Here is a 26,110-nt window from a genome sequence, read left to right as displayed (position 1 = left end):
ATCTGCTTATAGATGCAATAACTACTATCAATTAAGGAATGCCGTACTATACAGAAATTAACCATAAATACGCTATAGATACGAAAATATTAATTCGCCGGTAAGCCTATCGGATCACTTTCTTTAGCTTCTCCCTGCATAACCATGATTTCAACACGGCGATTACGGCGACGCTCAGCGATACTTTTCCCTTTAGTTAAAGGCTTAGTGTTCGCATAACCAGCAACGACCAACTCTTTACCTTTCATCCCTTTTACCTTTAACATTTCATGTGCTACTGAAACAGCACGCTGTGCGGAAAGATCCCAGTTCGAGCGATATAATTCTGAATGAACAGGTTCACTGTCAGTATGGCCAGAAATAGTAATCACCCCAGGGACATCAACGAGTACCTTGCCAACTTTGCTAATAACGGGGCGAAAACGAGGTTGTAAAAAAGCAGATCCCGATGGAAATGCCCCTTTTTCACGAATACGAATAATTAACTGCTGACCTAATGACTCTATTTCAATAGCACCATCATTAATCTCTTCACGTAAATCTTTGGCAACTTTGCTCGCTAAGCCATGATCGGCAGAAACGCCCGGAGCTTGGATAAGATTTTCGACAGGCTCATCCATTGCTTCATCTTGCTGTTCTTCCTCTTGCTGCTGCTCTTGCGACTCTAAATCCGTTGAATCCAGTGGCTCATTAATGTTATCTGACTCACTTTCATCGGGCGCATCTTGCTTTGGTGCTTGGATTTTAGTTTGTCCACCGCTATTATTCGAATCACCCTCTTTAAAATCGAGTTTTGCTTTTGTCATCTCAATAGTTTGTTGCATGATAACTTCAATCGGGGTTGGATCTGGTTTACCTGGACGGAACTCTTGCGCAATAACGGAGGTACCTTTTGGAATATCTTTAACTTCTAAATTTGTTTGTACACCAAAGGCATTTTTCATTGAGCCTGCAATCTGCTTAAATTTGAGCACATCCATTTCTGAAAATGATAATAGCAAAACAAAGAAACACATAAGCAATGACATTAAATCAGCAAATGTGCCCATCCATGCGGGCAACCCCTCTGGGGGACATTTTGGACATTCCTGATCAGCCATTGTTAATTACCCGCTTCATCTGTTGTATCAATACTTCGTTTTGATTCAGGTAAATAATTTCTTAGCACACCTTCAATAACACGTGGATTTTGACCATCTTGAATACCTAATATTCCATCAAGAATTAAATTTTTATTCAACGCTTCTTCCGCCGCTCTTAATTTTAATTTATCAGAAATAGGAATGGCCATCATATTCGCTATAACGGCACCGTATAGTGTTGTTAATAGTGCTACGGCCATTGCAGGTCCAATGGATTTAGGATCATCCATGTTAGATAGCATTGCCACTAAGCCAACCAAAGTACCGATCATCCCCATAGCAGGAGCAACGTCACCAAACTGTTTAAATATTTCTGCGCCAGATTCATGCCTTGCTGCCGTTAAACGGATATCATTTTCCAGCGTACTTCTCACCACATCAGCGTCATGCCCATCGACTAACATATCAATCCCCTTACGCATAAAAGGATTATTAATCTCAGCCTCTTCAAGTGCTAAAAAGCCCCCTTTACGAGCTGCGTCAGCCATTTCCACCGATTTGCTAATCAACTCTTCCGCAGAGTCTGTTTTAAACATAAACGCTTTTATGGCGATTTTGACAGCGCCAATAAACTGGCTGAGATTATATTTCATCATAACCACGAATAATGAACCACCCAATACGATTAATATTGAGACGGTGTCTATAAACATCCCAATGTTACCACCTAATATCATCGCCATGATGACAAATGCAAAACTACCGATGAGGCCAATAAGGGTTGCTAAATCCACAAAATATTCCTTTAAGTAAATGTAAAACAATCCAACATTCAGAAAATGCGAAACAGACACCCAATCAACACTGAGTGGTTAGATTTCAAGAACGCTGAATAATACCGTTAGCGTTTATTAATTTCATTCAATGAATTAATTTGTTGAGTATATCTATTTTCGCTTATATTACAGGTAAGCTGCCATGATCTTTATTAATTTTTTACATTCAAACAGAAATAGATCACATCTTCCCCCTTTATAAAAGATTTACCTTAACAGTAATTGACTTATTGGCTAGGCACGGTACTCTTTAAATTTTAGCTAAATGAGCGTTCCATGGCATTAAAGAAACCTGAAAATATGCTTTATGAAGAAGCAATTACTGAATTACAAACTATTGTGAATCACTTAGAAAACGGCGATCTACCTTTAGAGGATGCGTTAAAACAATTTGAAAGAGGCATTTCGCTCGCTCGCAGTAACTCGCAAAAGTTGCAAGATGCCCAACAACAGGTAAAAATATTAATGCAACAAGACGAACAAGCGGTTTTACAACCATTTAATGGTTAAGTTCTTTATTGCCATTGCTATAACGACTCTGGTCACAGAATGATAGCAAGCTGAAATTTTTCAATTATATAAAAGTGAATATAGTAAAATCTATGATACAACTTGTTGAAATAAACACCCGTTATCAAAACCGTGTTAACTCACAACTAGAACATTATATTAACCAAAATGCTCCAATCTCTGCTCAATTAAACGAAGCAATGGCTTATGGCGCTTTACTGGGTGGCAAACGCATACGCCCTATTCTCGTTTATATCGTGGGTAATATGTTAGGAACTAAATTAACCACCTTAGATCCTATCGCCTGCGCCATAGAATGTATCCATGCATATTCGCTAATTCATGACGATTTACCAGCTATGGATGATGATGACTTGCGTCGAGGTAAACCCACTTGCCACAAAAAGTTTAATGATGCGACCGCTATTTTAGCTGGTGACGCACTACAAACATTGGCTTTTGATATATTATCTACAGCGAATGCTGGGCTCTCTGCACAAACACAGCTGACGATGATAAACCGGCTTGCCAAAGCTTCCGGTGATAATGGCATGTGCGCAGGTCAATCTTTAGACCTCCAAGCCGAAAATAAAAAAATTGACTTAACTGCCCTTGAAAAGATACACAATGCGAAGACCGTTTTAATAATAGCAGCAGTAGAACTAGCTGCGCTAAGTAAAGTTGATTTACCATGTGAACACAGACAACTATTGCATAATTTTGCACGTGCGATTGGTTTAGCCTTTCAGGTACAGGATGATATTTTAGATATCACAGGTGATACTAAAACTCTCGGTAAACCGCAGGGATCGGATATTCAATTAAATAAATCGACCTACCCGGCCCTACTTGGCCTCGCAGGCGCAATAGAAAAATCAGAATATCTGTATCAAGAAGCACTTCATGCTTTAACGCAATTGCCCTATAATACTGAATTACTTGAATCCTTTGCTCAATATGTCATAAAGAGAGATCGATAGGACCTATCCTAGTCCACCTTATGATGAACGGGGATATTAATACACTTTACTTACACTACTATACCTGTGATACCTCAATATGCCTCGTCACGTACTTGCTTGTATTTCAGCATGCTTTTCTTGCTGACTTTGCATATTGAAGTACCATGGGTATAATCAGCATTAATGCTTTCATCTTTTATCAAATTTATAAACGCGACGAATTATTATGCCTTTGGATTTAAAAAACTACCCTTTGCTTGCTAATATTAATTACCCCGAAGAGTTGCGTTTATTAAAAAAACAGCAACTCCCCGCCTTTTGTAATGAGTTACGCCAGTTTTTACTCAAAACAGTTAGCCAAAGCAGTGGACACTTAGCATCAGGGCTTGGTGTAGTAGAATTAACCGTGGCACTACACTATGTTTATCGTACCCCTTTTGACCACCTTATTTTTGATGTCGGCCATCAAGCCTACCCACATAAAATTTTAACGGGTCGTCGGGACCAAATGCATAGCATTCGCACCTTTAAAGGCTTACACCCTTTCCCATGGCGGGAAGAAAGCGAATATGATGTGCTCAGTGTTGGACATTCATCAACCTCTATTGGTGCTGCACTTGGAATGGCAATTGCGGCAGAAAAAGAACAACAAAATCGTAAGGTTGTTGCTATTATTGGTGATGGTGCAATTACCGCAGGAATGGCCTTTGAAGCATTAAATCATGCAGGTGCTCTGCATAATGATATGTTAGTAGTTCTCAATGATAATGAAATGTCTATCTCTGAAAATGTCGGTGCACTCAACAATCATCTCGCCAAAATCTTATCTGGCAATCTTTATACGCAATTACGCGAAGGTAGTAAAAAAGTCCTATCAACCATTCCCCCCATTAAAGAGTTCGCAAAACGAACAGAAGAACACCTAAAAGGAATGGTCTCCCCTGCCACTATCTTTGAAGAGTTCGGATTTAATTATATCGGTCCAATGGATGGGCATAATGTTATTGATTTAGTTGAAACATTAAGCAATATGCGTAACCATTCAGGGCCTCAATTTTTACACCTTATGACGAAAAAAGGGAAGGGCTATAAACAAGCGGAATTGGACCCTATCCGTTACCATGCGGTTCCAAAATTTACACCCGATCAAGAATTGCCAAAATCTGTTTCGAACACACCGACTTTCTCACAAATATTTGGAGAGTGGTTAAATGATATGGCAGATCAAGACGAAAAATTAACCGCTATCACTCCGGCGATGCGAGAAGGCTCTGGCATGGTTAGTTTCTCAAAAAAACATCCTGACAAATATTTTGATGTTGCCATTGCAGAACAACATGCTGTTACACTCGCTGCAGGTATGGCTATCGCAGGGTTACACCCTATTGTTGCAATATATTCCAGTTTTCTACAACGCGCCTATGATCAACTCATCCATGATGTTGCAATTCAAAATCTAGGTGTATTATTTGCGATTGACAGAGCAGGCATTGTCGGCCCAGATGGACCGACTCACCAAGGAGCATTCGATTTAAGTTTTCTACGCTGTATCCCTAATTTAGTTGTTATGACACCCTCCGATGAGCAAGAGTGCCGAGACATGCTATATACAGGCCACACACTTAATACACCTGCAGCGGTTCGTTACCCTCGTGGCGTTGGTGCCGGCGTACCTGTAAGTCAATCAATGCAAAAACTACCTATCGGTAAAGCAAAACGCATACGTGAAGGGGAAAAATTAGCCATTTTATGTTTTGGCACCTTACTGCAACAAGCATTACCTGTCGCTGAAAAATTAAATGCTACGCTCATTGATATGCGCTTTGTAAAACCCCTGGATAAGGTGCTACTCAAAGAGCTCAGTGATCATCATTCTCAGTTTGTAACTATTGAAGAAAATAGTATTGCGGGAGGAGCCGGTTCCGCCGTAAATGAATACTTTATGGCTAATAAAATTATTTTACCCGTTTTAAACATTGGCATACCAGATCAATTTATTGAACAGGGAACCCAGCAACAAATTTACCATTTATTAAAACTAGATAGCGAAGGCATCACAGAGCAAATTCAGGCCTATTATAATTAATATATAGCAATTGCTATTATGGCTTATTTACTGTTAATAAATGCCAGTATGGGATACTGTTAATGGAAAATATGGATGCTAAATCATATTTATCATCACTGGCCCATACTGTATTTAAAAATAACAAAGGCATGATCCATTGTGATTCTTGACTTTGCTCAAACAGTGATATTTTACTGGCGAGTGTATTATCACTAAGCGATTCAGCAAACAGTGCGTCGATATATTGACTTAATGGGCTATCCGTAAATAAGTGTTGGTAAATGTTATCTCGATTTAACAACGGAAATTGCCATGAAGATAAAGTAAAGTCATAATCACCGGACATTGCGTTCCATTTTTGTAAATCCGAGACCTCTGTAATGGTCAGTTTAATAGACACTTTTTGCATCATATTTAATAAAGCACGGGCGATTTGTGCTGTATTACCCGCTTTATCGACTAACACTAATAAATGCAGCTCCGCTGGCATCGTTATTTTAGAAAAAATATTTCTCGCAGTTCTGGCATCATATTCAAGCAACTCTTTATTTTCTTTATCTCCTATATTTTGCTGCGCAGTAAAATAGGGTTTTACACTCCCTAGATTATTAACAATGTGCTTTAACATGCCCATTTTATTGATCGACAAAGCAACGGCATCTCTTGCAACTCGGCGTTTAAACACATTAGATCGTTTATCACTAATGGTTAAAAAAACAACTTCCGATGAAGATATTTCTACTAATTTTTTAGATGGGGCATGGCTAACGGTATCAATATCTTTTTTAGCCATCGATTCACATATATCAACATCTTCGGCAAGTAATGCATATAAACGAGAATTCGCTGAGTGTATCCTAATAAAATTAAAACCTGCAATTACATTAGTTTCCCCCCAATATTTATCATTACTAACGACACGTAGATGTAATAATGGATTATATTGGTTTATTTTATAGGGGCCTGAACCAGAAATAGGCAGTGTTTTACTATTAAAGTTGACGATATCTTGACTATTATTCATGGTGATATTATGTGATTCATAAAATGCATGGTCTAAAACAAAAAAATGCGCCAGATAATCTAATAATTGATCTTCAGACAAATCTGTATGTAGATCAAAGCTATGCTGATCGACTTTTTCTATCTTAAGGATACCTGTAAAAAAAGCTTTTGCATGAGGGGTTTTACGAATTTGATCAAGCGTCCAAATAACATCATCGCTACTTAATTTATTACCGGAATGAAAACTAATCTCTTTTTTTAAAAAAAAACGAATAACCCCGGGTTTTAGTAACAGCCAGCCACTCACTAAACGTTTTTCTAACTCTTTATGCGTAGACCAACGCACTAAGGGATCAAAAAATAAATGTGCATATTGAGCCTCTAAAGGAGACATTGCATAGGGAGAAAAATAAAGAGGAATATCTGCAACAGCAATCTGCACTTCGGGTGTACCGTTACCGACTGGGCTTTGTTGGATTTCGACTGTCGCTCCCCGTCCCTTTCTTCCGCAAGCACATCATAAAAGAGAGAAGGGGCAGTAAAGATAACAACAAACTGAAATAACTGTAATAACAAGCGCAACATATAATTAATTATAGATATGAATGAGGTATTGTAATAGGACAGCGGCAAACACGCCCGCCAAAATATCATCAATCATAATACCGAGGCCACCATGGACTTTTTTATCTAACCAGGAAATAGGGTATGGTTTAACAATATCAAAAAAACGAAACAGAACAAACCCGACAATAGCCCATTTGATAGAAAAAGGCACCATAAACATCGTGATCCAATAACCAACAAATTCATCCCAGACAATCGCTTTATGATCATGTACCCCCATATCACGACTCGTAACCTGACAAATCCAAATACCGATGGCACTGCTTAGAATCAAAATTCCAATATATAATTCAACGGAGAGAAAAGATAAAAAATAGTAGATAGGCATTGCAGCTAAGGTGCCAAATGTTCCTGGCGCTTTTTTCGCTAACCCACTGCCAAATCCAACAGCAGTAAAATGAATAGGATTAGAAATTTTCAACCCATTTAAGTCATCACGTTTCATTATATTAACCTTATTTAAAATGATCCCAGCCTTGGGTCATAAAAGAGACTGATTTGTTATTTTCAAAGAGAGCGACCTGAGGAGATGTCGGTTCGGTTATCTCTCCGATAACTTTAACAGTGATATCATGCATTTCAGCTTTTTGCATTTGCATCGTTAATTGCGGCAATTTTTCACTAGCAATGGTAAAAAGTAACTCATAATCATCGCCCCCTGTTAAAGCATACTGAGAAGCTTGCTGACAATTTATCGCCCCCATATTAATCTCATTTCGCATTGCTGGTGAAAAGGGTAATTTATCAATATGAACATTGGCAGAGCAGTGTGAAGCTTGCAAAATGTGCTGTAAATCCTGTATTAATCCATCTGAAATATCAATACAACTACTCGCCAAAGAGCGCAATACAAGGCCCAGCTCTATACGAGGTTGCGTTATCTCCAATGCATCAATAAACAATTCAGGGCTACTCAGCGCACATTTTAATTGTTTAGCATCGAGACCTAATGCACCATCGCCTAAGTTGCCAGAAACACAGATAAGTTCACCCACACTGGCCTTATTACGCAGCAACGCTTGACCACGGGGGACAATACCTTTCACCGAAATTGTAATTGATAATGGGCCATGAGTCGTATCACCACCAATGAGGCTAACCCGATGTTGATTCGCTAATGTAAAAAAGCCTCGAGAAAACTCAGCAAGCCATTGCTCATTAACTTCCGGTAGGGTGATTGCTAAGGATACCCACTTAGGCGTAGCTCCCATCGCGGCTAAATCGCTCAGATTTACTGCAAGCGCTTTATAACCCAATCTAAAGGGATCAACATCAGCAAAAAAATGCACATCACTAACCAGTGTATCCGTACTAACGGCCAATTGAAAACCATCTGGTACATCTAAAATAGCGCAATCATCACCAATCCCGACACAAACATCATTATCTACGAGGGCGACGTTATTTTTAAAATATTGCCCGATTAAATCAAATTCACTGATACTCATTAACGATTTAACTTTAATGTACGTTTACTCTTATCATTTGCAATAACACGCTTTTTTTTGTCATTAACAAAAATTTTTTTAGCACTCTTTTGCGGCTTTTCATGGTCACTATTGAACTGTTTTTTAGGTAAGGCAGTATCTAACGCTGTTTTTGAAGATGAAGCAACGGCTTGGTTAATTTCATCCATTTCATGTTCACTAAGATTACGCCATTGTCCCGGTTTTAATTTATCTAACTTGACGTTCATGATACGAGTGCGCTTTAATTTGGTCACTTCATATCCTAAATATTCACACATTCGGCGTATTTGCCGATTTAACCCCTGCGTTAATATAATAGTAAAAACAAAGCGACTCTGAACTTTAACGACACAGGGCTTAGTAATCGTATCAAGGATAGGAACGCCGCGCTGCATACGCTCAACAAATCGTTCACTTAGAGGTTTATCAACGGTCACTTGATACTCTTTGTCATGCGCATTTTCAGCACGCAATATTTTATTTACGATATCACCATCACTTGTTAAAAAAATTAATCCTTCCGACGGTTTATCTAAACGCCCGATGGGGAATATACGCTCTTTATGTTTCACCGCATCAATAATATTGCCATGTACATTACGCTCCGTGGTGCAGGTAATACCAATTGGTTTATTGTAGGCGATATAAATGCGATCTGATTTATTCTCTGCAACAGCTGATATGCATTTACCGTTAACTGTAACCACATCACCAACTTGGACTTTCGTCCCTAATTCCGGAATTTTTCCATTAATTTGAACACGTTGTTGCTCAATCAGTTTATCAGCCTCGCGACGAGAACAAAAACCCGAATCACTAATATATTTATTCAGTCGCTTTTCATTGCTTGTATGCAAAATAATTTCCCATTAATATCATAATTTGGCACTCAATTTTGCCACATTATACACTCACACATTGCAAATGCGAATCTCTACAACTTCAGTAAAAACAGTCCCTGTTGCTTATTCACTGCGCCATAATACGACCTTACATTGCGTGCAGGCGTGGTAAAATTTGAGCTTATCAGGATTCTCTTTTTCACTTTTCAACGGACGCTTTACGGTCTCGCTGCAACCACAATAATGACAGCATAACTCCCCGCTTTCATTTTGTGTTTTCTCCAACGCTTGGTATTCCTGAAAATCTGGCAATTTTTCCCAATCTGTTTTCGGTGCGGGTTTATTACGAACTAGTACAAAATAAACGATGGCTACAATCATAATAAGCGCAATATATTCAGTCATCACATTCCTTAATAAATTAATAATACCAAACCCTATAATTATCTACGCATTAATGCTTGTTAAAATAAACGCTACCTTATTTATTTTGCAATTATAGCAACAAGTTACAGCAATCAAGGAATGGTATAAGATGTTCTTGGTATAAATTTCAGGTAAAAAAAAAGCTCCAACATAAGTTGAAGCTTTCTCTTGAATTGGTGCCCGGAGCGAGACTTGAACTCGCACACCCATAAGGCGAGGGATTTTAAATCCCTTGTGTCTACCGATTCCACCATCCGGGCTAATTACTTTTTATCTTTCTAAGTAAGTGCGGCGTATTGTATAGAAGTTTTATTTCAGCGCAAGTGCTTAATATAAAATAATTTAATAAAATGGTTTGAGTGCTTATAAAAAGTACACCTACCCCCTCTATTGTCTATTTTAAAGGCATATTACGCATCATAGCCACTAGAATTAACCTTGATCTGCAAGAAACTCCATGACTAAAGCCATGTTTAAATCGAAGTCATCAACGCGCACACATTTAACAATCTGCTCATCTCGTATAGTCGATAAATCAATATCATTAGCAGCTTCAAATTGCTTAGGATGTAATTTATAAAATGGTTTAACCAAAGGACGAATGGGATCATCTGGATTACGACTAGCAACAACAGCCAGCCGATTAGAGTCTAATTGCACCACAGAGCCAACCGGATAGACGCCAATGCATTTAATAAATGAATCAACCAATTTTGCATCTAATTGGTTAGACTCAGCCAAAGCACGTAAAATGCCAAAGGCTTTAACCTGCGAGTAGCCTTCTTTGTAACAACGGTGCGACGTTAATGCATCAAAAATATCACAGATTGAAATCATGCGCCCATAGATGGATATATCTTTATCTGCAACACCATTAGGGTAACCTTCACCATTTAATTTCTCATGATGTAACGCTGCGACCTCCAAGCTTAACGCACTGATATTTGGAGTTTTTTTAATTATTTCAATGGAGTGGCTAGCATGACTTTTCATAATAGCAAACTCTTCTTCCGTTAATTTACCCGGTTTATCAAGAATTGCCGGAGGAATTTTAATTTTACCAACATCGTGTAAAAATGCACCAATGGCCAATTCTTTTACGATTGCTTTATCAATATTCATGCGGAAAGCAAAAATCGTCATTAACACGGCTACAGCAACGGAATGCTCTAATAAATATTCATCCTTAATGCGAATATTCAATACGCAGGCAAGCGCATCCGGGTTTTTAAAAATGATATCAATAGACTCATCAGTTATTTTTTGCACTGATGATAAATCTAACGGATTACCGTTTTCGGCATCATAAAATAATTTTTTTTGAATTTCTTTCGATTGATCAAACACCGCCTTCGCTTTTAAAACATCTTCCTTAAACAACTGTTGACGAGATTGTACCGGTGGCTTTTTATTTATGGCTCCACTGCGTTGTTTGCTAGTGTCGATAAGCACACGTTCAACACCTTTCAATTTTAAATACTCAATCGCCTTAGGGCTTTCAATCCAACCAACCTTTGCTAGATGAAATTTCCCTTTTGGTGTCGTAATATCAACGATATACATACCTATATCTAACTCGTCGACATGTTGCTCAATCATCATTCAACAGGATCCTCTGTTCATATACATCAAACCTAATTGTAACGACATAAAATATGTTTATCATCTATTAATGATTCAGTTAGTGTTAAGAGCGCCACTATTTATGAATATTATTGGCCTTTCTAGCGGCTAATCAGCCTGTTTTTATTAAACTAATGACATAACTTACAAAATGAACTGTAAGTATTAAAAAATATGCGACGAATTTAACATGATCATTTTTATCTGCTATACCTATATCCATGTTACCTCAATAAATGAGTGAGAAGCAGATGAATCGCTGGGATGATCAACATTTAACTTTAAGTCAAAAATTAAACACACTTAAAGATTTAACTGAAATCGAGAGGGGACCAATTATCAAAGAGGTTATGGCATTGTTAGCTAAATATCAGCCTAATTTACTTGATACGGAAAATGCATTTGATTTTCCACTTAATTTAAAACGACGTCGTTGGTATGACGATGATCCCTATCTATGGGCTATGTTTAATACTTTAAAATGTGCTAATAAAAATTCACTAACAAAAGTAGAACTGTTTCTTAGCAGTGCGTTGGCTAATCAACAAAAAATGATGGGTTAACTTTCATGGTTGGGGATATTGTTCATTCAAAAAAATAAATGTATTTTTTGAATGAACAATTGAGCACAATGATAGTTTTAACAATTAAAATGCTTCCCGACGCGCTTCATAAGCGTTTGAAAAGGCTGTAATTTGCTCATGGTCATAGGGCTTTAATCCAGCAATAACGATTGTTTTAACCCCCCTTCCAATAACTTTATCACCATCAAAAATATCAAAATTCAAAAAGTTATTAGCACGTTTAGGTAACACTTCAAAACTTGCATCGGATAGACTGACATGTAACGGATTAGTGAGCGATAAGGAATCAAACGCAAAGCTCATACTATTATACATCACTAAAGGTCTTGCAGGATTGAACATCACATCGTGTTTTTTCATTAATGGCATGAGTAATGTGGGGAAATTTTGTCCTGAAAAAAGCACATAATTTTTAATCAATGACCCGATTAGAGTCGGCTCTTGACTGTTCGCTCCCTGACGATTAATTTCTAATACACTTTTTCCTTGCTCATTGGTAATAATAATATCTTCACCAGCAACCTCAGGAAAAACCAACCCAACATTATCACCCACCATATTTGTAAAAGTAAAACTCATTGTTTCACTCAAACCATACTCTTGCAGAGCAAGTGCAAACAATAAGTCACCGGGAACACAAAAGCGCTTCGATTCGGGATCATGAATTGGATTGAAATCGCGACATTGTTGTTTAGCAAAATGACTTGCTTGCGTTGCAGATATCGTAATTACATTACCATTTTTCGTGTAATAAGGTGCTAATAACATTTAGATTCTCTTCAATAGCCAATTAGATTCAAAAAGCGAATTATAAGCAGTTAATCGAAAAATGGTACCATTATTGCCAATACATTAATTAACAGATGCTAAATAAATACCTAAACGATTGTTTTGTTTTAATTAAAATTCAGTCTAATAAATATGATTGCGACGATCCCATATTGACAACTTCAACAAACCGTTCAGTCGCATCAAAATCCTCGTTCATTTAGCCACAAATGGTTTTAAACTGTTTGATTTGATACTGGCGATTGAATTATTTTTTGCTCGAGTATTTTTAACAATACCCCATAGGCTGGCAAAAATAACCCAAGGCTAACAATTAACTTAAACACATAATCGACTGTTGCAATTTCCGGCCAGTGTTGCGCCATAAACATATCGCTTGAAGCATAAAATGCAACGCCAAAAAAGACGACCGTATCAACTAAATTTCCGACAATAGTCGACATAGATGGCGCAACCCACCAAGCCCCTATTTTACGTAATTTAGCAAAGACAGTAATATCCATTAACTGACCAACTAAATAAGCAGTAAAACTAGCAAAGGCGATACGAAAAACAAAATCATTAAATTCAGCGAGTGCAGCAACACCTTGAAAACCACCCTGATTAAATACAACACCCATTACATAGGAGATACACAATGCGGGAAACATTGACTTTAAAATTATCTCTCGAGCCGTTTTTTTACCTAAAATACGAACGCTTAGATCCGTTGCTAAATAGACAAATGGAAAGCTAAAAGCACCCCATGTGGTATGGAAGCCATAAATTTGAAAAGGAAGTTGAACTAAATAGTTACTAACACAAATTATTATAATTTGAAAAGCAACGAGGACAACTAATGCACGGCTCATTTGCTGTGTGGTTAACATTAACATATTGTGACCTTTTTAATTAAATAGTGCGGGGTGAGGGAACCCGCTTGAAATTTTATTGATTAATTTATTTAACATTATCTTGGAGATCATATGAATTCACCCATGTTTAACACACAAACAGAGACTCAGGGACGCAGCATCTCTATTAACAGAGTGTTAAGAAATACTTATGTTTTGCTGGCAATGACACTAACGGTGTCAGCTGTTACAGCAACGATTGCAACCATCATGAATATTGGCCCAACTTTCTCTTTAATATTAATGCTTGTCGGTTTCGCTTTACTATTTGTTGTTTCTAAAACAGCAGACTCTAGTAAAGGACTGTTTTGGGTATTTATGTTTACCGGGGTGATGGGCGCCTCTTTAGGTAATATGCTTAACCATTACATGGCAATGGAAAATGGCCCTGCATTAATCATGCAGGCGTTAGGTTCAACTGCACTTATTTTCTTTGCTTTATCTGCCTACGTATTAACTTCACGTAAAGATTTTTCTTTTATGGGTGGTTTTCTTATGGCGGGTATGATCGTTGTGCTAATTGCAATGATTGCCAACTTTTTCTTTGCGATTCCAATGATGCAAGTGGTCATTAGCAGTGTCGTGGTGCTCATTATGTCTGGCTTTATTTTGTTTGATACTAGCCGCATTATTCACGGTGGTGAAACAAACTACATACGCGCAACCGTCTCTTTATATTTAAATCTATTCAATATATTTATCCATCTTCTTACTATATTGGGACTTTCTGACGACTAACCCGTTTGATACCGCCTATAACGCTCTGTTCTAGGCGGTTTTTTTACTAACTATTATTTTCCCCCATAGTGATTCCATGGCATGTTACAGCAACTAAATCCTCTACAACCCATTCTTTCATTTGGTGACAGTTTAACTTTTGGTTATCCCGCCTCCCCCCATCAAAGCTACCCCGCACAACTAAGTAAGTTAATTAACCGTGACGTTATTAATGCAGGTGTGAACGGTGAATTAAGCGGGACAGGACGACTTAGGCTAGAAAGGCTATTAGATAGATATGAACCACAGTTATTGCTTTTGTGCCACGGTGCAAATGATATGCTACAACAACGCAGTTTAGATGAAATGGTAGATAATTTACGCGCAATGATCGCACTTGCACAAGCGCGTGATATTCAAGTTGTATTACTAGCAATCCCGAATACCCTGCAATTATTAGCTCCCATTAAACAGTATCAATACGTTGCATCAGAGATGGCTATTCACATTGATACCACTATTTTTACAACAATATTAAAACAACCCTCATTGCTCAGTGATGCCATACATCCCAATGCATTGGGCTACCAAAAGCTAGCCCAAGCAATAGCGCAACTACTTACCAACAGGGTGCAATTTAAGGCTAGTGACTATACCCTAGCTCTTGTGCCGGTTTTATATTACTAGCTCGCCAGGCAGGATAAATAGTCGCTAACACACTCATCACAAAGGCTAACAGTGTAATAATTATTACTTGATTATAATTTATTTGTGAAGGTAAAAAGTCGATAAAGTAGATATCACCCGATAAAAACTTATGGCCCAATAACGCTTCTAAGTGGGTAATCAACTCTGTTAAATTAAGCGCAATATAAATCCCCATCATAGCGCCTAATAAACAACCAACAAAACCATTAAAAGCCCCCTGCACGATAAATATGAAACGCAACGTCCACTTGCCAGCCCCCATGGTTTTCAAAATAGCAATATCACCACGTTTCTCATTAACAGCCATCACTAATGTCGACACGATATTGAAACAAGCGACCGCAACCACCAGCAATAAAATGATATACATTAACGATTTCACCATTTGGATATCTTGGTATAGATAACCTTGACTGGTTATCCAGCTTTTAATATATAAATAATTATCAAGACTGTAGCCAACACTACGCGCGATACTTTGTGCCTTTAATACATCATTAACCTTAAAGGCAATTGCATTAGCGCTATCCATTGACAGTATTTTTTGAGCGTCACTAATGTGAATAAAAGCCAGTGAACTATCTAATTGCCCCCCCATCGCAAATATGCCAACCAACTTAAAAGGAATAGAGCGAGGCGCTTTTAAACGAGTTTGAGCGCCCTGTTGTGGTAATAACAAAAAGACGCTATCTCCAATGGACAATTGCAACTTTTCAGCGACACTTTTGCCTAGAATAATCGTATTTTTATTTGGGGATAATAAAGACCAACCCTGCCCTTTTATAAATTTCTCAATATTGGTCACATTGTTTTCAGTGCGAGGATCTATGGCACGTATTTGCAGCGCCTTCATCTTGTTATCTTTTTGTAACAACCCATTCAAAGTAATAAAAGGTGTTGCAGCAACGACATCGGGTTGCGCCTCGATTTTAGCAATGGTTGCATCTATATCGTTGAAACTACCAGACACCATTTCCAATTCAGCATGGGGGACAACGGATAATAATTGATCTCGCAAGGCTTTTTCGAAGCCATTCATGGCAGATAAACCAACAATTAACACCATCACACCTAGTGCAATACCTAATATCGAAGCGATAGAGATAAAAGAGACGAATCTATTTTTATGCTTGGCTTGACTATACCGTAAGCCAATGAACGTCGATAAAGGGCGATACATTATAAGTTATCCTGCAAAATACCACTGATCATGTGTAATTGACGATCCAATTTATTGGCTAATTGTTGATCATGTGTTACCACTACAAAGGCGGTTCCTAACTCATTATTAAGGTCTTTAATTAGCTGATAAATACTTTCTGCACTAACCGCATCTAAATTTCCTGTTGGCTCGTCAGCAAGCACCAGTTGCGGATCATTAATCAATGCCCGCGCGATTGCAACTCGCTGCCTTTCACCACCAGAGAGCTCTGCTGGTCGATGTGCTAACCGTTTATCTAAGCCAACACGAGTCAACATAGCCTGTGCTTTTTGAGTCGCGTCTTTTATGTTTTCGCCGGCAATCAATAATGGCATAGCCACATTTTCCAAGGCATTAAATTCCGATAACAGGTGGTGAAATTGATAAACAAAACCGAGATGTTGATTACGCCATTTTGCCTGTTTATTAGATGATAAGTGATGGATATTATCCCCTAAATAAAATACATTCCCCGTTGTTGGCGCATCTAATGCACCTAACAGGTGTAAAAGCGTACTTTTACCAGAGCCAGAACTACCAACAATCGCTAACAACTCGCCTTTTGCAACGGATAATTCAACCCCTTGTAAAACAGTACTCAATAATTTGCCATCTTGATAGGTTTTACCTAAATCATGGCAAGACAAGATCGTATTATCATGCTCAATGTTATTTTTATTATCTATATTATTCATATCTTAATGCCTCAACGGGACTAACTTTTCCGGCGCGGTATGCTGGGTATAATGTGGCAACTAAGCTCAATAGCATCGCTGACAGCATAATCACGATAATTTGCATGGGTTCAAACAGCACAGGAAGGATTCGCTCTCCTCCCGATGCGTTTGAAAGAAGGTGTAAACCTAAAATCGACATAATTTCGTTAATATAACTACTTAATAAAATCCCCATGATGGTACCAACGAATGCGCCGATAATACCGCTCCATGCTCCTTGAATAATAAAAATTAGATTAAGCGTTCTTCCCTCAATGCCTAAGGTTTTCAAAATAGCGACTTCAGCACTTTTATCACTGACAACCATCACCGATGACGAGAGAATATTAAATGCGGCAACGGCAATGATTAAACAAAGTAGTAACCAAATCATATTCTTTTCCATCTTCACGGCAGCAAATAACTCTCCATGGCTACTCCGCCAATCAGTGAGTAATTGCCCCGGTTTTAAACTTGGAGAATGCCAAGATTCAATGGCAAAAGGGTCAAAGAGATAGATACGCAATCCGGTCACTTGCCCATCATTAATACGTACTAAACGTGCCGCATCATCAACATTCATCAAAACCAGTTGCTGATCCACATCAGAGCCAACATCAAATAAACCGGCAACGGTAAAGTTGCGCTGGCTAGGCATACGCCCAAGCGGAGTATAACGACTCCCCCTTGCAGAGATAACGCGTACTTTATCGCCAAGGGTTACACCGAGTTGGCGCGCTAAATTTTTGCCGATAATAATATGGTAACTACCTACCGTTAAATCACTAATATCCCCTACATACATGCCGGATTTAACGACATCTGCACCATATAAAAGAGGATCAACCCCTTCAAATATAACACCTTGCAAGCTAGTCGCCGTTTGCACTATTGCTTCACTGCTAACGATGGGTTCAACACTTTTAACCTCATCAATCGCTTCAATTTCCGGTATTTGATCATGCCAATCGCTCAGGGTTTGTTGTTCATTACTGATAATCGCGTGCGGTACTGCTCCTAAAATGCGTGTTTTTAACTCATTTTCAAAACCATTCATTACCGATAACACGGTTATTAAAGCTAACACGCCTAAGGTGATCCCGCCCGTAGAAAAAAGGGAAACAAAGGAGACAAATTTATTATTACGTTTTGATTTTGTATAGCGTAAGCCGATAAAAGCACTGAGGGGGTAAAACATAAATTCCTTTGTTTCTTGATTAGTTGACATTGAGTTATAATGACAAAATATTCGTAGTTAGCCCTAAAAAGAATACATTAAATAACGATTAAGACATTGATTACACAATATTCTAATGTATCTTCATAGATCAAGATACCGAAAATTAGATGAAAACAATCACAGTAGACAGAAAATAAGGGAAAATAATGACCAAACATGAATACTTTTTGGTGCACTATCAGCTTGCAATTAATGTTCAACCTCTGCAAGACGATGAAAGTATTCCAGAACAAGGGCAATTTGAAGCGGAGATCCCCGCCCCTTTTCGTATGGCCAGCGACCTTTCTGAACTTGACTCTACAGCGTTGCATCGACTAAAACTAAACAATGAAACAACGCAAACTTTATGGCAATTCTTAGATACACAAAATCAAAAAATAAATATATTGCTAACTTACATATTAAGTCAGCAAGATGAAAGCCAATACCGTTTTAAAACCGATGCATTCAGTGCCGGTTGTTGTTTATTTGATTGCTCAGGAAAAAACTTTTATTTATCACAACTGGTACGCTTAAAAATTTTTTTACCTGAAGAGTCTGCTGCGATCTACTGCTATGCAAGGGTAACCAATATCGATGGAACATCTGTTCAATTAACCTATCAGCGAATACGCGAAGAAGATCGCGAATTACTGATTCGTAGTACATTACATATTCAGTCCAAGCAACTCAAACTGCGTGCAGAGCAACGCACACAATCAATTTAAAAAAGAATAGACAATGAAGCCAGTGCAACTATTATCGATTCCAACACTCAAAAATAATAATGACCGTTTATTACTCGCCAATTTACAGGGCAGCAGCCAAGCATTGGCAATTAGTGAGTGCGCGAAACTGCAATCATCGCCACTCATTTTAATCGTTAACGATACGCCAAGTGCATTAAAGTTACGCCAAGAATTAAGCTATTTTGTTGAGGATAAACTTGAGCTAATTGATTTTCCCGATTGGGAAACGTTACCCTATGACCATTTTTCACCGCATCAAGATATTATTTCTACCCGTATAGAAACCTTGTATCGCTTACCGCAGATGCAAGGGGGCATATTAATTGTCCCCATAACCACGCTTTTACTGAGGCTAGCTCCCTTATCCTATTTACAGCAGCACACGTTAATTGTTAAAAATGGACAGACAATTGATCCGCAACAATTCCGCGCAAATTTACAAGAAGCGGGTTACTATGCCGTTGAACAGGTTATGGACCATGGCGAATTTTGTGCGCGCGGCTCACTACTTGATATATATCCCATGGGCAGTCAACAGCCCTACCGTATCGATTTTTTTGACAATGAAATTGACTCTATCCGCCCCTTTGACAGTGAAAGTCAACGCTCATTAAAGCCAGTCAAAGAGATAAAATTACTCCCCGCACATGAATTTGCAACGGACGCTGATGCATTACAACGTTTTAAAATAAAGTTTAAAGAAAAATTCAATTCTCCACTATCAAGTAGTAAAGAATCGATTTACAACACCATAGAACAGGCAAATTTACCTGCGGGTATTGAATATTATCTGCCACTTTTTTTTGAGCAAACCGCTACCCTTTTTGACTATCTACCAAGTAACTCTCGCCTTGCTATCGTCGGTGATATTAACCAAGCCAGCATGGATTTTTGGCATAATTTACAGTCGCGTTACGAAGAGCGTTGTGTCGACCTCTATCGCCCTCTCTTGCCGCCAGCGGAGTTATATCTACGCCATGAACAATGTTTCGAACAATTAAATAAATGGCCTCGCTATTTTTTCTCGCAGGCGCCAATTAACGAGCATAAAGCAGGAAATACCAACTTCGATATATCGCTCGTTGAAAATGTTCAAATCGAGCATAAAAAAAATAACCCACTGGAAAAAATTGCCCATTTTATTACTCATTTCGATGGCAAAATTCTTTTTAGTGTTGAATCGCCAGGGCGTAAAGAATCGCTATTAGAATTATTAGCACCGTTAAAGATGAAAATAGCTGAGTTTAGCTCATTTACATCTTTTGCCGGCAACACAAAAGCTGTCGGTGTAACCATCAGCCATGTAGCAAAAAGTTTTATATTAAATAGCAGCAAAATCGCATTTATTACCGAAAATGAACTATTAGGGATTAAAGTATCACTACGTGGGCGTCGTAATGAAGCAAATGATGAAAACTTTAATGCTGAACATACGCTGCGTAATTTAGAAGAGCTTAAAATTGGCCAACCCGTTGTCCATATTGATCACGGGGTTGGCAAATATCTTGGCTTACAAACCATCGAAAATGCAGGAAATGTCACTGAATTTGTCACATTAGAATATCTAAGAGGCGATAAGCTTTATGTCCCCGTGACCGCTTTACACCTGATAAGCCGCTATAGTGGGCATGACGTCGACAATGCCCCAATTAATAAACTTGGTAATGACACTTGGCAAAAAGCCAAAAAACGCGCCGCTGAAAAAGTGCGCGATGTTGCCGCAGAGCTGCTCGATGTCTACGCACAACGCGCAGCTAAAATAGGATTTCAATATAAACTTAATAAAGCTAATTATGCAATATTTCGTAATGACTTCCCCTTTGAAGAGACCTACGATCAATCCCTTTCTATCAATGCAGTGATTTCCGATATGTGCTCTAAGCAGCCAATGGATAGATTAGTTTGTGGTGATGTGGGTTTTGGTAAAACGGAGGTCGCAATGCGTGCTGCTTTTATTGCGACTGATAACTTGCGTCAAGTGGCAGCTTGTGCCTACGACATTATTAGCCCAACAACACTATGAAAGCTTTAAAGATTGATTTGCCAATTGGCCTGTGCGTATTGAGGTATTATCTCGATTTAAAACGGCTAAACAGCAAAAACAGATACTGCAAGAGACCATTGAAGGCAAAATTGACATTTTGATTGGTACACATAAATTATTAAGCAGTGACCTTAAGTTTTCTGACATCGGTTTACTGATTATTGATGAAGAGCATCGATTTGGAGTGCGCCAAAAAGAAAAAATTAAAGCTTTACGGGCACAAGTCGATATTTTAACTCTCACAGCAACGCCTATTCCAAGAACATTAAATATGTCCATGAACGGGATGCGTGACCTCTCCATCATCGCTACCCCACCTTCAAAACGGTTAGCGGTTAAAACCTTTGTGCAACAAAAAACCGACCAAGTCATTAGTGATGCCATCACGCGTGAAATCATGCGTGGTGGTCAGGTCTACTTTTTACATAATGAAGTCGCTACCATTGAGAAAGCGGCAGCAGATATTCAACATTTACTACCGCAAGCTAAAGTCGCTGTCGCACATGGCCAGATGAATGAACATCAGTTAGAACGGATTATGACCGATTTTTATCATCAAAGACAAAATGTCCTCGTCTGTACCACTATTATTGAAACCGGTATCGATATCCCCAGTGCTAATACGATTATTATCAATCGAGCTGATCACTTGGGCCTTGCACAATTACACCAACTGCGCGGTCGTGTTGGACGTTCACACCATCAAGCTTATGCTTACCTGCTTACACCGAATGAAAAATTAATGAGTAAAGATGCTAAAAAACGCCTTGATGCCATCTCATCATTAAATACGCTCGGAGCAGGCTTTACACTGGCAACACACGATTTGGAGATCCGTGGAGCAGGTGAACTACTGAGGGATGAGCAATCTGGCCAAATTAGTAGCATTGGTTATAACTTGTATATGGAAATGCTCAATCAGGCAGTGACAGCATTACAAAATGGTAAAGAACCAACGCTTGAATATCTACTTGCGACTCAAGCAGAAGTGGAATTGCATATTCCAGCCCTTATCCCGGATAATTATATTCATGATGTTAATATGCGCCTGGCCTTATACAAACGGATAGCTAACAGTAAAGATATAACTAACTTAAAAGAATTGCAGGTGGAGATGATCGATCGTTTTGGTTTATTACCCGATGCAACGAAGAACTTAATTGCAATCACCACATTCAAACAACAAGCAGGCTCACTTGGTATACAGCGTCTAGAAGCTCATGCTAAGGGAGGGCATGTCATATTTACAGAAAACACTTCCGTTGATCCTATGTTCTTAGTTTCTTTACTGCAAAAAGATACAAAAACATTTAAACTAGAAGGCCCAACGAAACTTAAATTTAACATTGATCTAACGGATACTCGATTAAGAATTAGCTGGATCACAGAACTGCTGGATGATTTTTCAGCGCATACGCTCAAATAAATAAGATTTAAGGATATGATCTTGAATTACAGACTTATATTGCCATTAATATTACTACTGCATGCCTTTCCTGCCAGCGCTGAGGAGAGATGGTTTGAAATCGAACTATTGCTCTTTCAACGTAATGTTAAGCTACAAGATGTTAGCGAACATTTAACAAATGATAATATTAATATTGATCTATCAAACAGTATACCGCTAATCAAAACAGAAACGGCGTTAGATTGCTATGAAACAACAACCTGCTTACATGTTAGTCATCCTGTACTGATTGATAGCACGCTTTTTGATTCTGAAAATAACAATTTTCAACGACTAACAAATGGTCAATTACAATTAAGTGTAGAGCGAGAAAAATTAAATCGACATGCAGCTTATACGCCCGTACTGCATTTAGCTTGGCGCATGCCTGTCAAGAATCGTTATGCAGCAAAACCTATTCATATTTTTGCAGGTGAAAATTTTGCACAGAGTAGCGCAGATAAAAGCAACGCTTCACAAGAATTACAAGATAGTTTAAGCAATGAAATAGCTATCGCGGTTAATCAAGAAGCGACTCCCCCCGCCGTCGACAAATGGGCTATAGATGGTAATTTCACCGTCTACTTGGACCATTTTTTATATATTGATAGTCAGCTAATCATTCGCCAACAAGTACAACAAGCAACGCCAACCGCAGCAACGCAACAGAATCAATCCGTTGAGGTTGTTAGTAGTGAAAATGATGTACAAATTATTAAACAGAGTGAAGCAATAATGCCGATGGCGATGCAAGAGGTTACAAAACTTACCGACGTTTTATTTGACCAAAGCCGCCGCTTACGCAGTGGTGAGATACACTATTTTGACCACCCTCTGATGGGCATGATTGTACAAATTAGAAAAATCCCAGCGCAGGAGAATTAAACGTTCAGCTCAATGCAGTAGGGGGAATATAAATTCCCCCTACTGTTACTCTTATTTTTAAAGTCGCTGTTAACTATTTTTATCTCGTTTTTCCCATAAACGTTGCGCCTCACCCAAACAATCTTGTTGACTACGTTGCCTATCGAATTGTTTTAGTAATAACGCAATAGTACAGATCACTGCGGCATCACCGTACTCATCTTGCACATTTCCAGACCAAACGTTTTGTAAATATTGAGCTGATACTTCGCTATGTGCGCCACTCGCTTCAATTAAATAAGTAGGCCACTCTTCTTCAAAATAGGTCGCCTCACCATCAATCTGTTGCACGCCACAAATATCACTACTTACCCTTGGATTAACCTCACTCTCACCGCCCTCACCCTTAAAGGCGATCATATTCTGTTCAGCAGTTAATAACGCGGCTTGCGCATGCAGTTTTTCATAACCTTTATGAAAAACGCCGTGAATAGCAAAAGGTGCGTTACTTGGATTAAGGCTACGTGCGACGGTATTAAGAGGTGTGCGTAACCCCACTTTATCGCGCAGGGCTAACAACGGCACAAGCTCAGGGCAATACGCAGATAAAGGAAGGTAACAGATATTACTTTCAGAAAGGAACAGCTCTGCTTGCTCAGGTGTTTCAGCAATTTTAATATTGAGCGTAGGACAAGCTTCTTCTATCTGAAATTTAACCGCATCAATGGAATTATGTCCATGTAAAAGGATGCGTTTACCCTGCGAAGCGATCACTTTGGCTGCTAATAATAACCAAGGAGGCTGACGTTTTTTTCCCGCAAAACAGGGCCAATCAAGATCTACACTAAGTTTTTTCCACTGAGGATCGATCACATCGCGTAGGGCTTGAATGTAACCAGCAGCCTCATCTGCTGTTTCGCAGCGTACCCGTTGCAACATCAACAATACGGCTAGCTGTAATAATTCAGCATCACCATTTAGGTAGCAAGACAAAGCATCATAGGCTTCTTTTTGCGTTAAAGGGCGTCGCCCTTTTTCACCGCGCCCGGTAATTTTTATATATTCACTAAACATCACATTATTTCACTGTTATTGGGGGAATTAAATATATGCATCAAGTTGTTTGGGTAAATTATCTAGAATTGCCAACGGGTTATAAGCAGATAAAGTGCTTTTACAATGTACACCATAACTAACGCCAATACAGTCGATAGTTGCATTATTGGCCATTTCTAAATCATAACTTGAATCACCTATCATTAAAGCTTGGGTTGCCTTTACATCCATTTCAGCCAATATTTTATGTAACATTAGAGGATCTGGCTTTGAAGCTGTCTCATCTGAGCAATAGGCTATTGAGAAAAAATCAGCCATACCATGGGATTCAAGAACATGATTTAAACCATTACGACCTTTACCTGTTGCAATAGCTAAGATATAACCTCGCTGTTTGAGTGTAAACAACCACTCTTTAACCCCTGGATAAAATGGCGTTAATTGACTATTAAAACGCCGATAATCGTCGCGATAGGCATCAATGATAGCCAGTCGCGTTTGTTTCGACTGCTCTGGAAATAACTTATCCATCGCATGGTTCAAACTCAAACCGATAATATGACGAATGGCCTCATTACTAGGGGCTGCAACATCAACCTGTATAGCCGCCCGCTGCATACTCGCTACTATTTTATCAAGCGAATCCATCAAAGTACCGTCCCAATCAAAGATTAACAGTGAATACTTCACCCTAGCACCTCGTTAACTTTTCTAATAAATCGGATAACTCTGCACATAATGGCGCACTCACAGTAATCTCTTTTTCTAATACGGGGTGATAGAAGGTAATATGAGCGGCATGTAAAAACAGACGGTTTAATCCTAACTTTTGCATCTCTTCAGTAAATGACGCATCACCATAACGCACATCACAGGCAATATTATGTCCTTTACAGGCGGTATGTACACGAATTTGATGTGTTCTACCCGTCACGGGACTGGCTTCTAACAATGTAGCACCTTGATAACGCTGCATAATTTTAAAGCGCGTTTCAGAGGCTTTGCCCTCACTACTTACCTTCACGACGGAGTCTTGCTCTATTTTCAGTAAAGGTTCGGTGACAGTGCGCCATTTTTTATCCCAACTGCCTTTAACCAAAGCCAGATAACGCTTATTCATGGTTTTATTACGCAATTGCTCGTGTAATGCCCTTAACATGCTGCGTTTTTTAGCGATCAACAGACAACCTGAGGTATCTTTATCAAGGCGATGCACTAATTCAAGAAAACGCGCATCAGGTCTTAACGCACGCATCCCTTCAATGGCACCAAAATCCAGTCCACTACCACCATGAACAGCAAGTCCTGAGGGCTTATTTAAAATAATCAAAGCCTCATCTTCATAAACAATTCGCGACTCTAATTGCGCGATGCTATTTAATTTAGGTGAAGGTAATGCATTTTCCTTAGCTACTTGCACTGGTGGTATACGTACTATGTCACCAACAGCAAGTTTATAATCAGGTTTTATACGCTTTTTATTTACGCGCACTTCACCCTTACGTACGATTCTATAAATCATACTTTTCGGGACACCTTTCAAATAAAGCCGAAGAAAATTGTCAATTCGTTGTTGTGCATTGTCTTGAGTTACCTCAATCATGCGTACTGAGTGATTTATCTGTTCCATTCGCTAAGCTTATCACGTGTTAAAGGGTTAATATGTAAAAATT

General features: G+C 38.7%; 24 protein-coding genes, 1 tRNA gene and 1 pseudogene. 9 read left to right on the top strand and 17 right to left on the bottom strand.

Annotation, left to right across the window (positions count from 1 at the left end; genetic code table 11):
- Positions 1–89: 89 nt before the first annotated feature.
- The gene (locus tag AB1A03_RS16105) at positions 90–1,100 is read right to left on the bottom strand and encodes a flagellar motor protein MotB (RefSeq protein WP_354625621.1); all 1,011 of its coding nucleotides are present in this window, start codon (positions 1,098–1,100) and stop codon (positions 90–92) included.
- Between the two features lie 2 nt (positions 1,101–1,102).
- Positions 1,103–1,876: a flagellar motor protein PomA gene (pomA, locus tag AB1A03_RS16100; protein ID WP_354625620.1), complete on the bottom strand. Its 774-nt coding sequence runs from the start codon at positions 1,874–1,876 to the stop codon at positions 1,103–1,105.
- A gap of 318 nt (positions 1,877–2,194) precedes the next feature.
- On the opposite strand from pomA, the gene xseB reads away from it, so the two are divergent.
- The 3 genes from xseB to dxs all read left to right on the top strand — a co-directional run bounded on the left by xseB (position 2,195) and on the right by dxs (position 5,476).
- Complete coding sequence (gene xseB / locus AB1A03_RS16095; RefSeq protein WP_354625619.1) at positions 2,195–2,428, top strand: exodeoxyribonuclease VII small subunit; 234 nt, start codon at positions 2,195–2,197, stop codon at positions 2,426–2,428.
- Positions 2,429–2,520: 92 nt separating this feature from the next.
- Entirely contained in the window at positions 2,521–3,408 is an 888-nt protein-coding gene (gene ispA, locus AB1A03_RS16090; protein ID WP_354625618.1) for a (2E,6E)-farnesyl diphosphate synthase, read from the top strand.
- 208 nt (positions 3,409–3,616) lie between these two features.
- The gene (gene dxs / locus AB1A03_RS16085) at positions 3,617–5,476 is read left to right on the top strand and encodes a 1-deoxy-D-xylulose-5-phosphate synthase (protein WP_354625617.1); all 1,860 of its coding nucleotides are present in this window, start codon (positions 3,617–3,619) and stop codon (positions 5,474–5,476) included.
- A 16-nt stretch (positions 5,477–5,492) separates the two neighbouring features.
- On the opposite strand, the gene AB1A03_RS16080 is transcribed toward dxs, so the two are convergent.
- The 7 genes from AB1A03_RS16080 to AB1A03_RS16050 form a co-directional block, all read right to left on the bottom strand.
- Entirely contained in the window at positions 5,493–6,905 is a 1,413-nt protein-coding gene (locus AB1A03_RS16080; RefSeq protein ID WP_354625616.1) for an ABC transporter substrate-binding protein, read from the bottom strand.
- Between the two features lie 147 nt (positions 6,906–7,052).
- Positions 7,053–7,535 (bottom strand): phosphatidylglycerophosphatase A family protein, encoded by a 483-nt coding sequence (locus tag AB1A03_RS16075; RefSeq protein WP_354625615.1) that lies wholly within the window; start codon positions 7,533–7,535, stop codon positions 7,053–7,055.
- Between the two features lie 10 nt (positions 7,536–7,545).
- On the bottom strand, positions 7,546–8,538 hold the full coding sequence (gene thiL / locus AB1A03_RS16070) for a thiamine-phosphate kinase (protein WP_354625614.1): 993 nt from the start codon (positions 8,536–8,538) through the stop codon (positions 7,546–7,548).
- A complete protein-coding gene (rluF, locus tag AB1A03_RS16065) occupies positions 8,538–9,416 on the bottom strand; it encodes a 23S rRNA pseudouridine(2604) synthase RluF (RefSeq protein ID WP_354625613.1) in 879 nt (292 codons plus the stop codon). Before rluF ends, thiL begins: the two co-directional genes overlap by 1 nt.
- Positions 9,417–9,524: 108 nt before the next feature.
- Entirely contained in the window at positions 9,525–9,806 is a 282-nt protein-coding gene (locus tag AB1A03_RS16060; protein ID WP_354625612.1) for a hypothetical protein, read from the bottom strand.
- A gap of 195 nt (positions 9,807–10,001) precedes the next feature.
- A tRNA-Leu gene (locus tag AB1A03_RS16055) sits at positions 10,002–10,087 on the bottom strand.
- Between the two features lie 172 nt (positions 10,088–10,259).
- The gene (locus tag AB1A03_RS16050) at positions 10,260–11,429 is read right to left on the bottom strand and encodes a cyclic di-GMP phosphodiesterase (protein WP_354625611.1); all 1,170 of its coding nucleotides are present in this window, start codon (positions 11,427–11,429) and stop codon (positions 10,260–10,262) included.
- A gap of 272 nt (positions 11,430–11,701) precedes the next feature.
- Here AB1A03_RS16050 and AB1A03_RS16045 point away from each other — a divergent pair, with 272 nt between their 5' ends.
- On the top strand, positions 11,702–12,013 hold the full coding sequence (locus tag AB1A03_RS16045) for a hypothetical protein (protein ID WP_354625610.1): 312 nt from the start codon (positions 11,702–11,704) through the stop codon (positions 12,011–12,013).
- 84 nt (positions 12,014–12,097) lie between these two features.
- On the opposite strand, the gene AB1A03_RS16040 is transcribed toward AB1A03_RS16045, so the two are convergent.
- Positions 12,098–12,802 (bottom strand): DUF3581 domain-containing protein, encoded by a 705-nt coding sequence (locus AB1A03_RS16040; protein WP_354625609.1) that lies wholly within the window; start codon positions 12,800–12,802, stop codon positions 12,098–12,100.
- A 236-nt stretch (positions 12,803–13,038) separates the two neighbouring features.
- The gene (locus AB1A03_RS16035) at positions 13,039–13,698 is read right to left on the bottom strand and encodes a 7-cyano-7-deazaguanine/7-aminomethyl-7-deazaguanine transporter (protein WP_354625608.1); all 660 of its coding nucleotides are present in this window, start codon (positions 13,696–13,698) and stop codon (positions 13,039–13,041) included.
- A 90-nt stretch (positions 13,699–13,788) separates the two neighbouring features.
- Here AB1A03_RS16035 and AB1A03_RS16030 point away from each other — a divergent pair, with 90 nt between their 5' ends.
- Both AB1A03_RS16030 and AB1A03_RS16025 read left to right on the top strand, forming a co-directional pair.
- Positions 13,789–14,454 (top strand): Bax inhibitor-1/YccA family protein, encoded by a 666-nt coding sequence (locus AB1A03_RS16030; protein ID WP_354625607.1) that lies wholly within the window; start codon positions 13,789–13,791, stop codon positions 14,452–14,454.
- 81 nt (positions 14,455–14,535) lie between these two features.
- Positions 14,536–15,120: a GDSL-type esterase/lipase family protein gene (locus tag AB1A03_RS16025; RefSeq protein ID WP_354625606.1), complete on the top strand. Its 585-nt coding sequence runs from the start codon at positions 14,536–14,538 to the stop codon at positions 15,118–15,120.
- Here the strand turns inward: AB1A03_RS16025 and lolE are convergent.
- The 3 genes from lolE to AB1A03_RS16010 are packed head-to-tail and all read right to left on the bottom strand — an operon-like array spanning position 15,077 to position 18,256.
- Positions 15,077–16,321, bottom strand: a complete 1,245-nt coding sequence (gene lolE / locus AB1A03_RS16020; protein WP_354625605.1) for a lipoprotein-releasing ABC transporter permease subunit LolE — start codon at positions 16,319–16,321, stop codon at positions 15,077–15,079. The genes AB1A03_RS16025 and lolE overlap by 44 nt on opposite strands.
- Positions 16,321–17,037 (bottom strand): lipoprotein-releasing ABC transporter ATP-binding protein LolD, encoded by a 717-nt coding sequence (gene lolD / locus AB1A03_RS16015; RefSeq protein WP_354625604.1) that lies wholly within the window; start codon positions 17,035–17,037, stop codon positions 16,321–16,323. The genes lolE and lolD overlap by 1 nt, the downstream gene beginning before the upstream one ends.
- Complete coding sequence (locus AB1A03_RS16010) at positions 17,030–18,256, bottom strand: lipoprotein-releasing ABC transporter permease subunit (RefSeq protein WP_354625603.1); 1,227 nt, start codon at positions 18,254–18,256, stop codon at positions 17,030–17,032. Before AB1A03_RS16010 ends, lolD begins: the two co-directional genes overlap by 8 nt.
- A 188-nt stretch (positions 18,257–18,444) precedes the next feature.
- Here AB1A03_RS16010 and AB1A03_RS16005 point away from each other — a divergent pair, with 188 nt between their 5' ends.
- The 3 genes and pseudogenes from AB1A03_RS16005 to AB1A03_RS15995 all read left to right on the top strand — a co-directional run bounded on the left by AB1A03_RS16005 (position 18,445) and on the right by AB1A03_RS15995 (position 23,402).
- Positions 18,445–19,005, top strand: coding sequence for a PilZ domain-containing protein (locus tag AB1A03_RS16005; RefSeq protein ID WP_354625602.1), 561 nt, complete (start codon positions 18,445–18,447; stop codon positions 19,003–19,005).
- A 13-nt stretch (positions 19,006–19,018) separates the two neighbouring features.
- Positions 19,019–22,496 (top strand): annotated as a pseudogene (mfd, locus tag AB1A03_RS16000) (transcription-repair coupling factor).
- A 21-nt stretch (positions 22,497–22,517) separates the two neighbouring features.
- Positions 22,518–23,402: a peptidoglycan binding protein CsiV gene (locus tag AB1A03_RS15995; protein ID WP_354625601.1), complete on the top strand. Its 885-nt coding sequence runs from the start codon at positions 22,518–22,520 to the stop codon at positions 23,400–23,402.
- Positions 23,403–23,471: 69 nt separating this feature from the next.
- Here AB1A03_RS15995 and AB1A03_RS15990 read toward each other — a convergent pair whose 3' ends face one another.
- The 3 genes from AB1A03_RS15990 to rluC are packed head-to-tail and all read right to left on the bottom strand — an operon-like array spanning position 23,472 to position 26,067.
- On the bottom strand, positions 23,472–24,455 hold the full coding sequence (locus AB1A03_RS15990) for a glycosyl transferase family protein (RefSeq protein WP_354625600.1): 984 nt from the start codon (positions 24,453–24,455) through the stop codon (positions 23,472–23,474).
- 27 nt (positions 24,456–24,482) lie between these two features.
- Positions 24,483–25,127, bottom strand: coding sequence for an HAD family hydrolase (locus AB1A03_RS15985; RefSeq protein WP_354625599.1), 645 nt, complete (start codon positions 25,125–25,127; stop codon positions 24,483–24,485).
- Between the two features lies 1 nt (position 25,128).
- Positions 25,129–26,067 (bottom strand): 23S rRNA pseudouridine(955/2504/2580) synthase RluC, encoded by a 939-nt coding sequence (gene rluC / locus AB1A03_RS15980; RefSeq protein ID WP_354625598.1) that lies wholly within the window; start codon positions 26,065–26,067, stop codon positions 25,129–25,131.
- Positions 26,068–26,110 lie beyond the last annotated feature (43 nt).

Source organism: Psychromonas sp. MME2 (genome assembly GCF_040566515.1).
GTDB lineage: Bacteria > Pseudomonadota > Gammaproteobacteria > Enterobacterales > Psychromonadaceae > Psychromonas.
The sequence above is the reverse complement of the archived record's forward strand: the minus strand, read 5'-3'. Positions and strand labels throughout refer to the sequence as shown.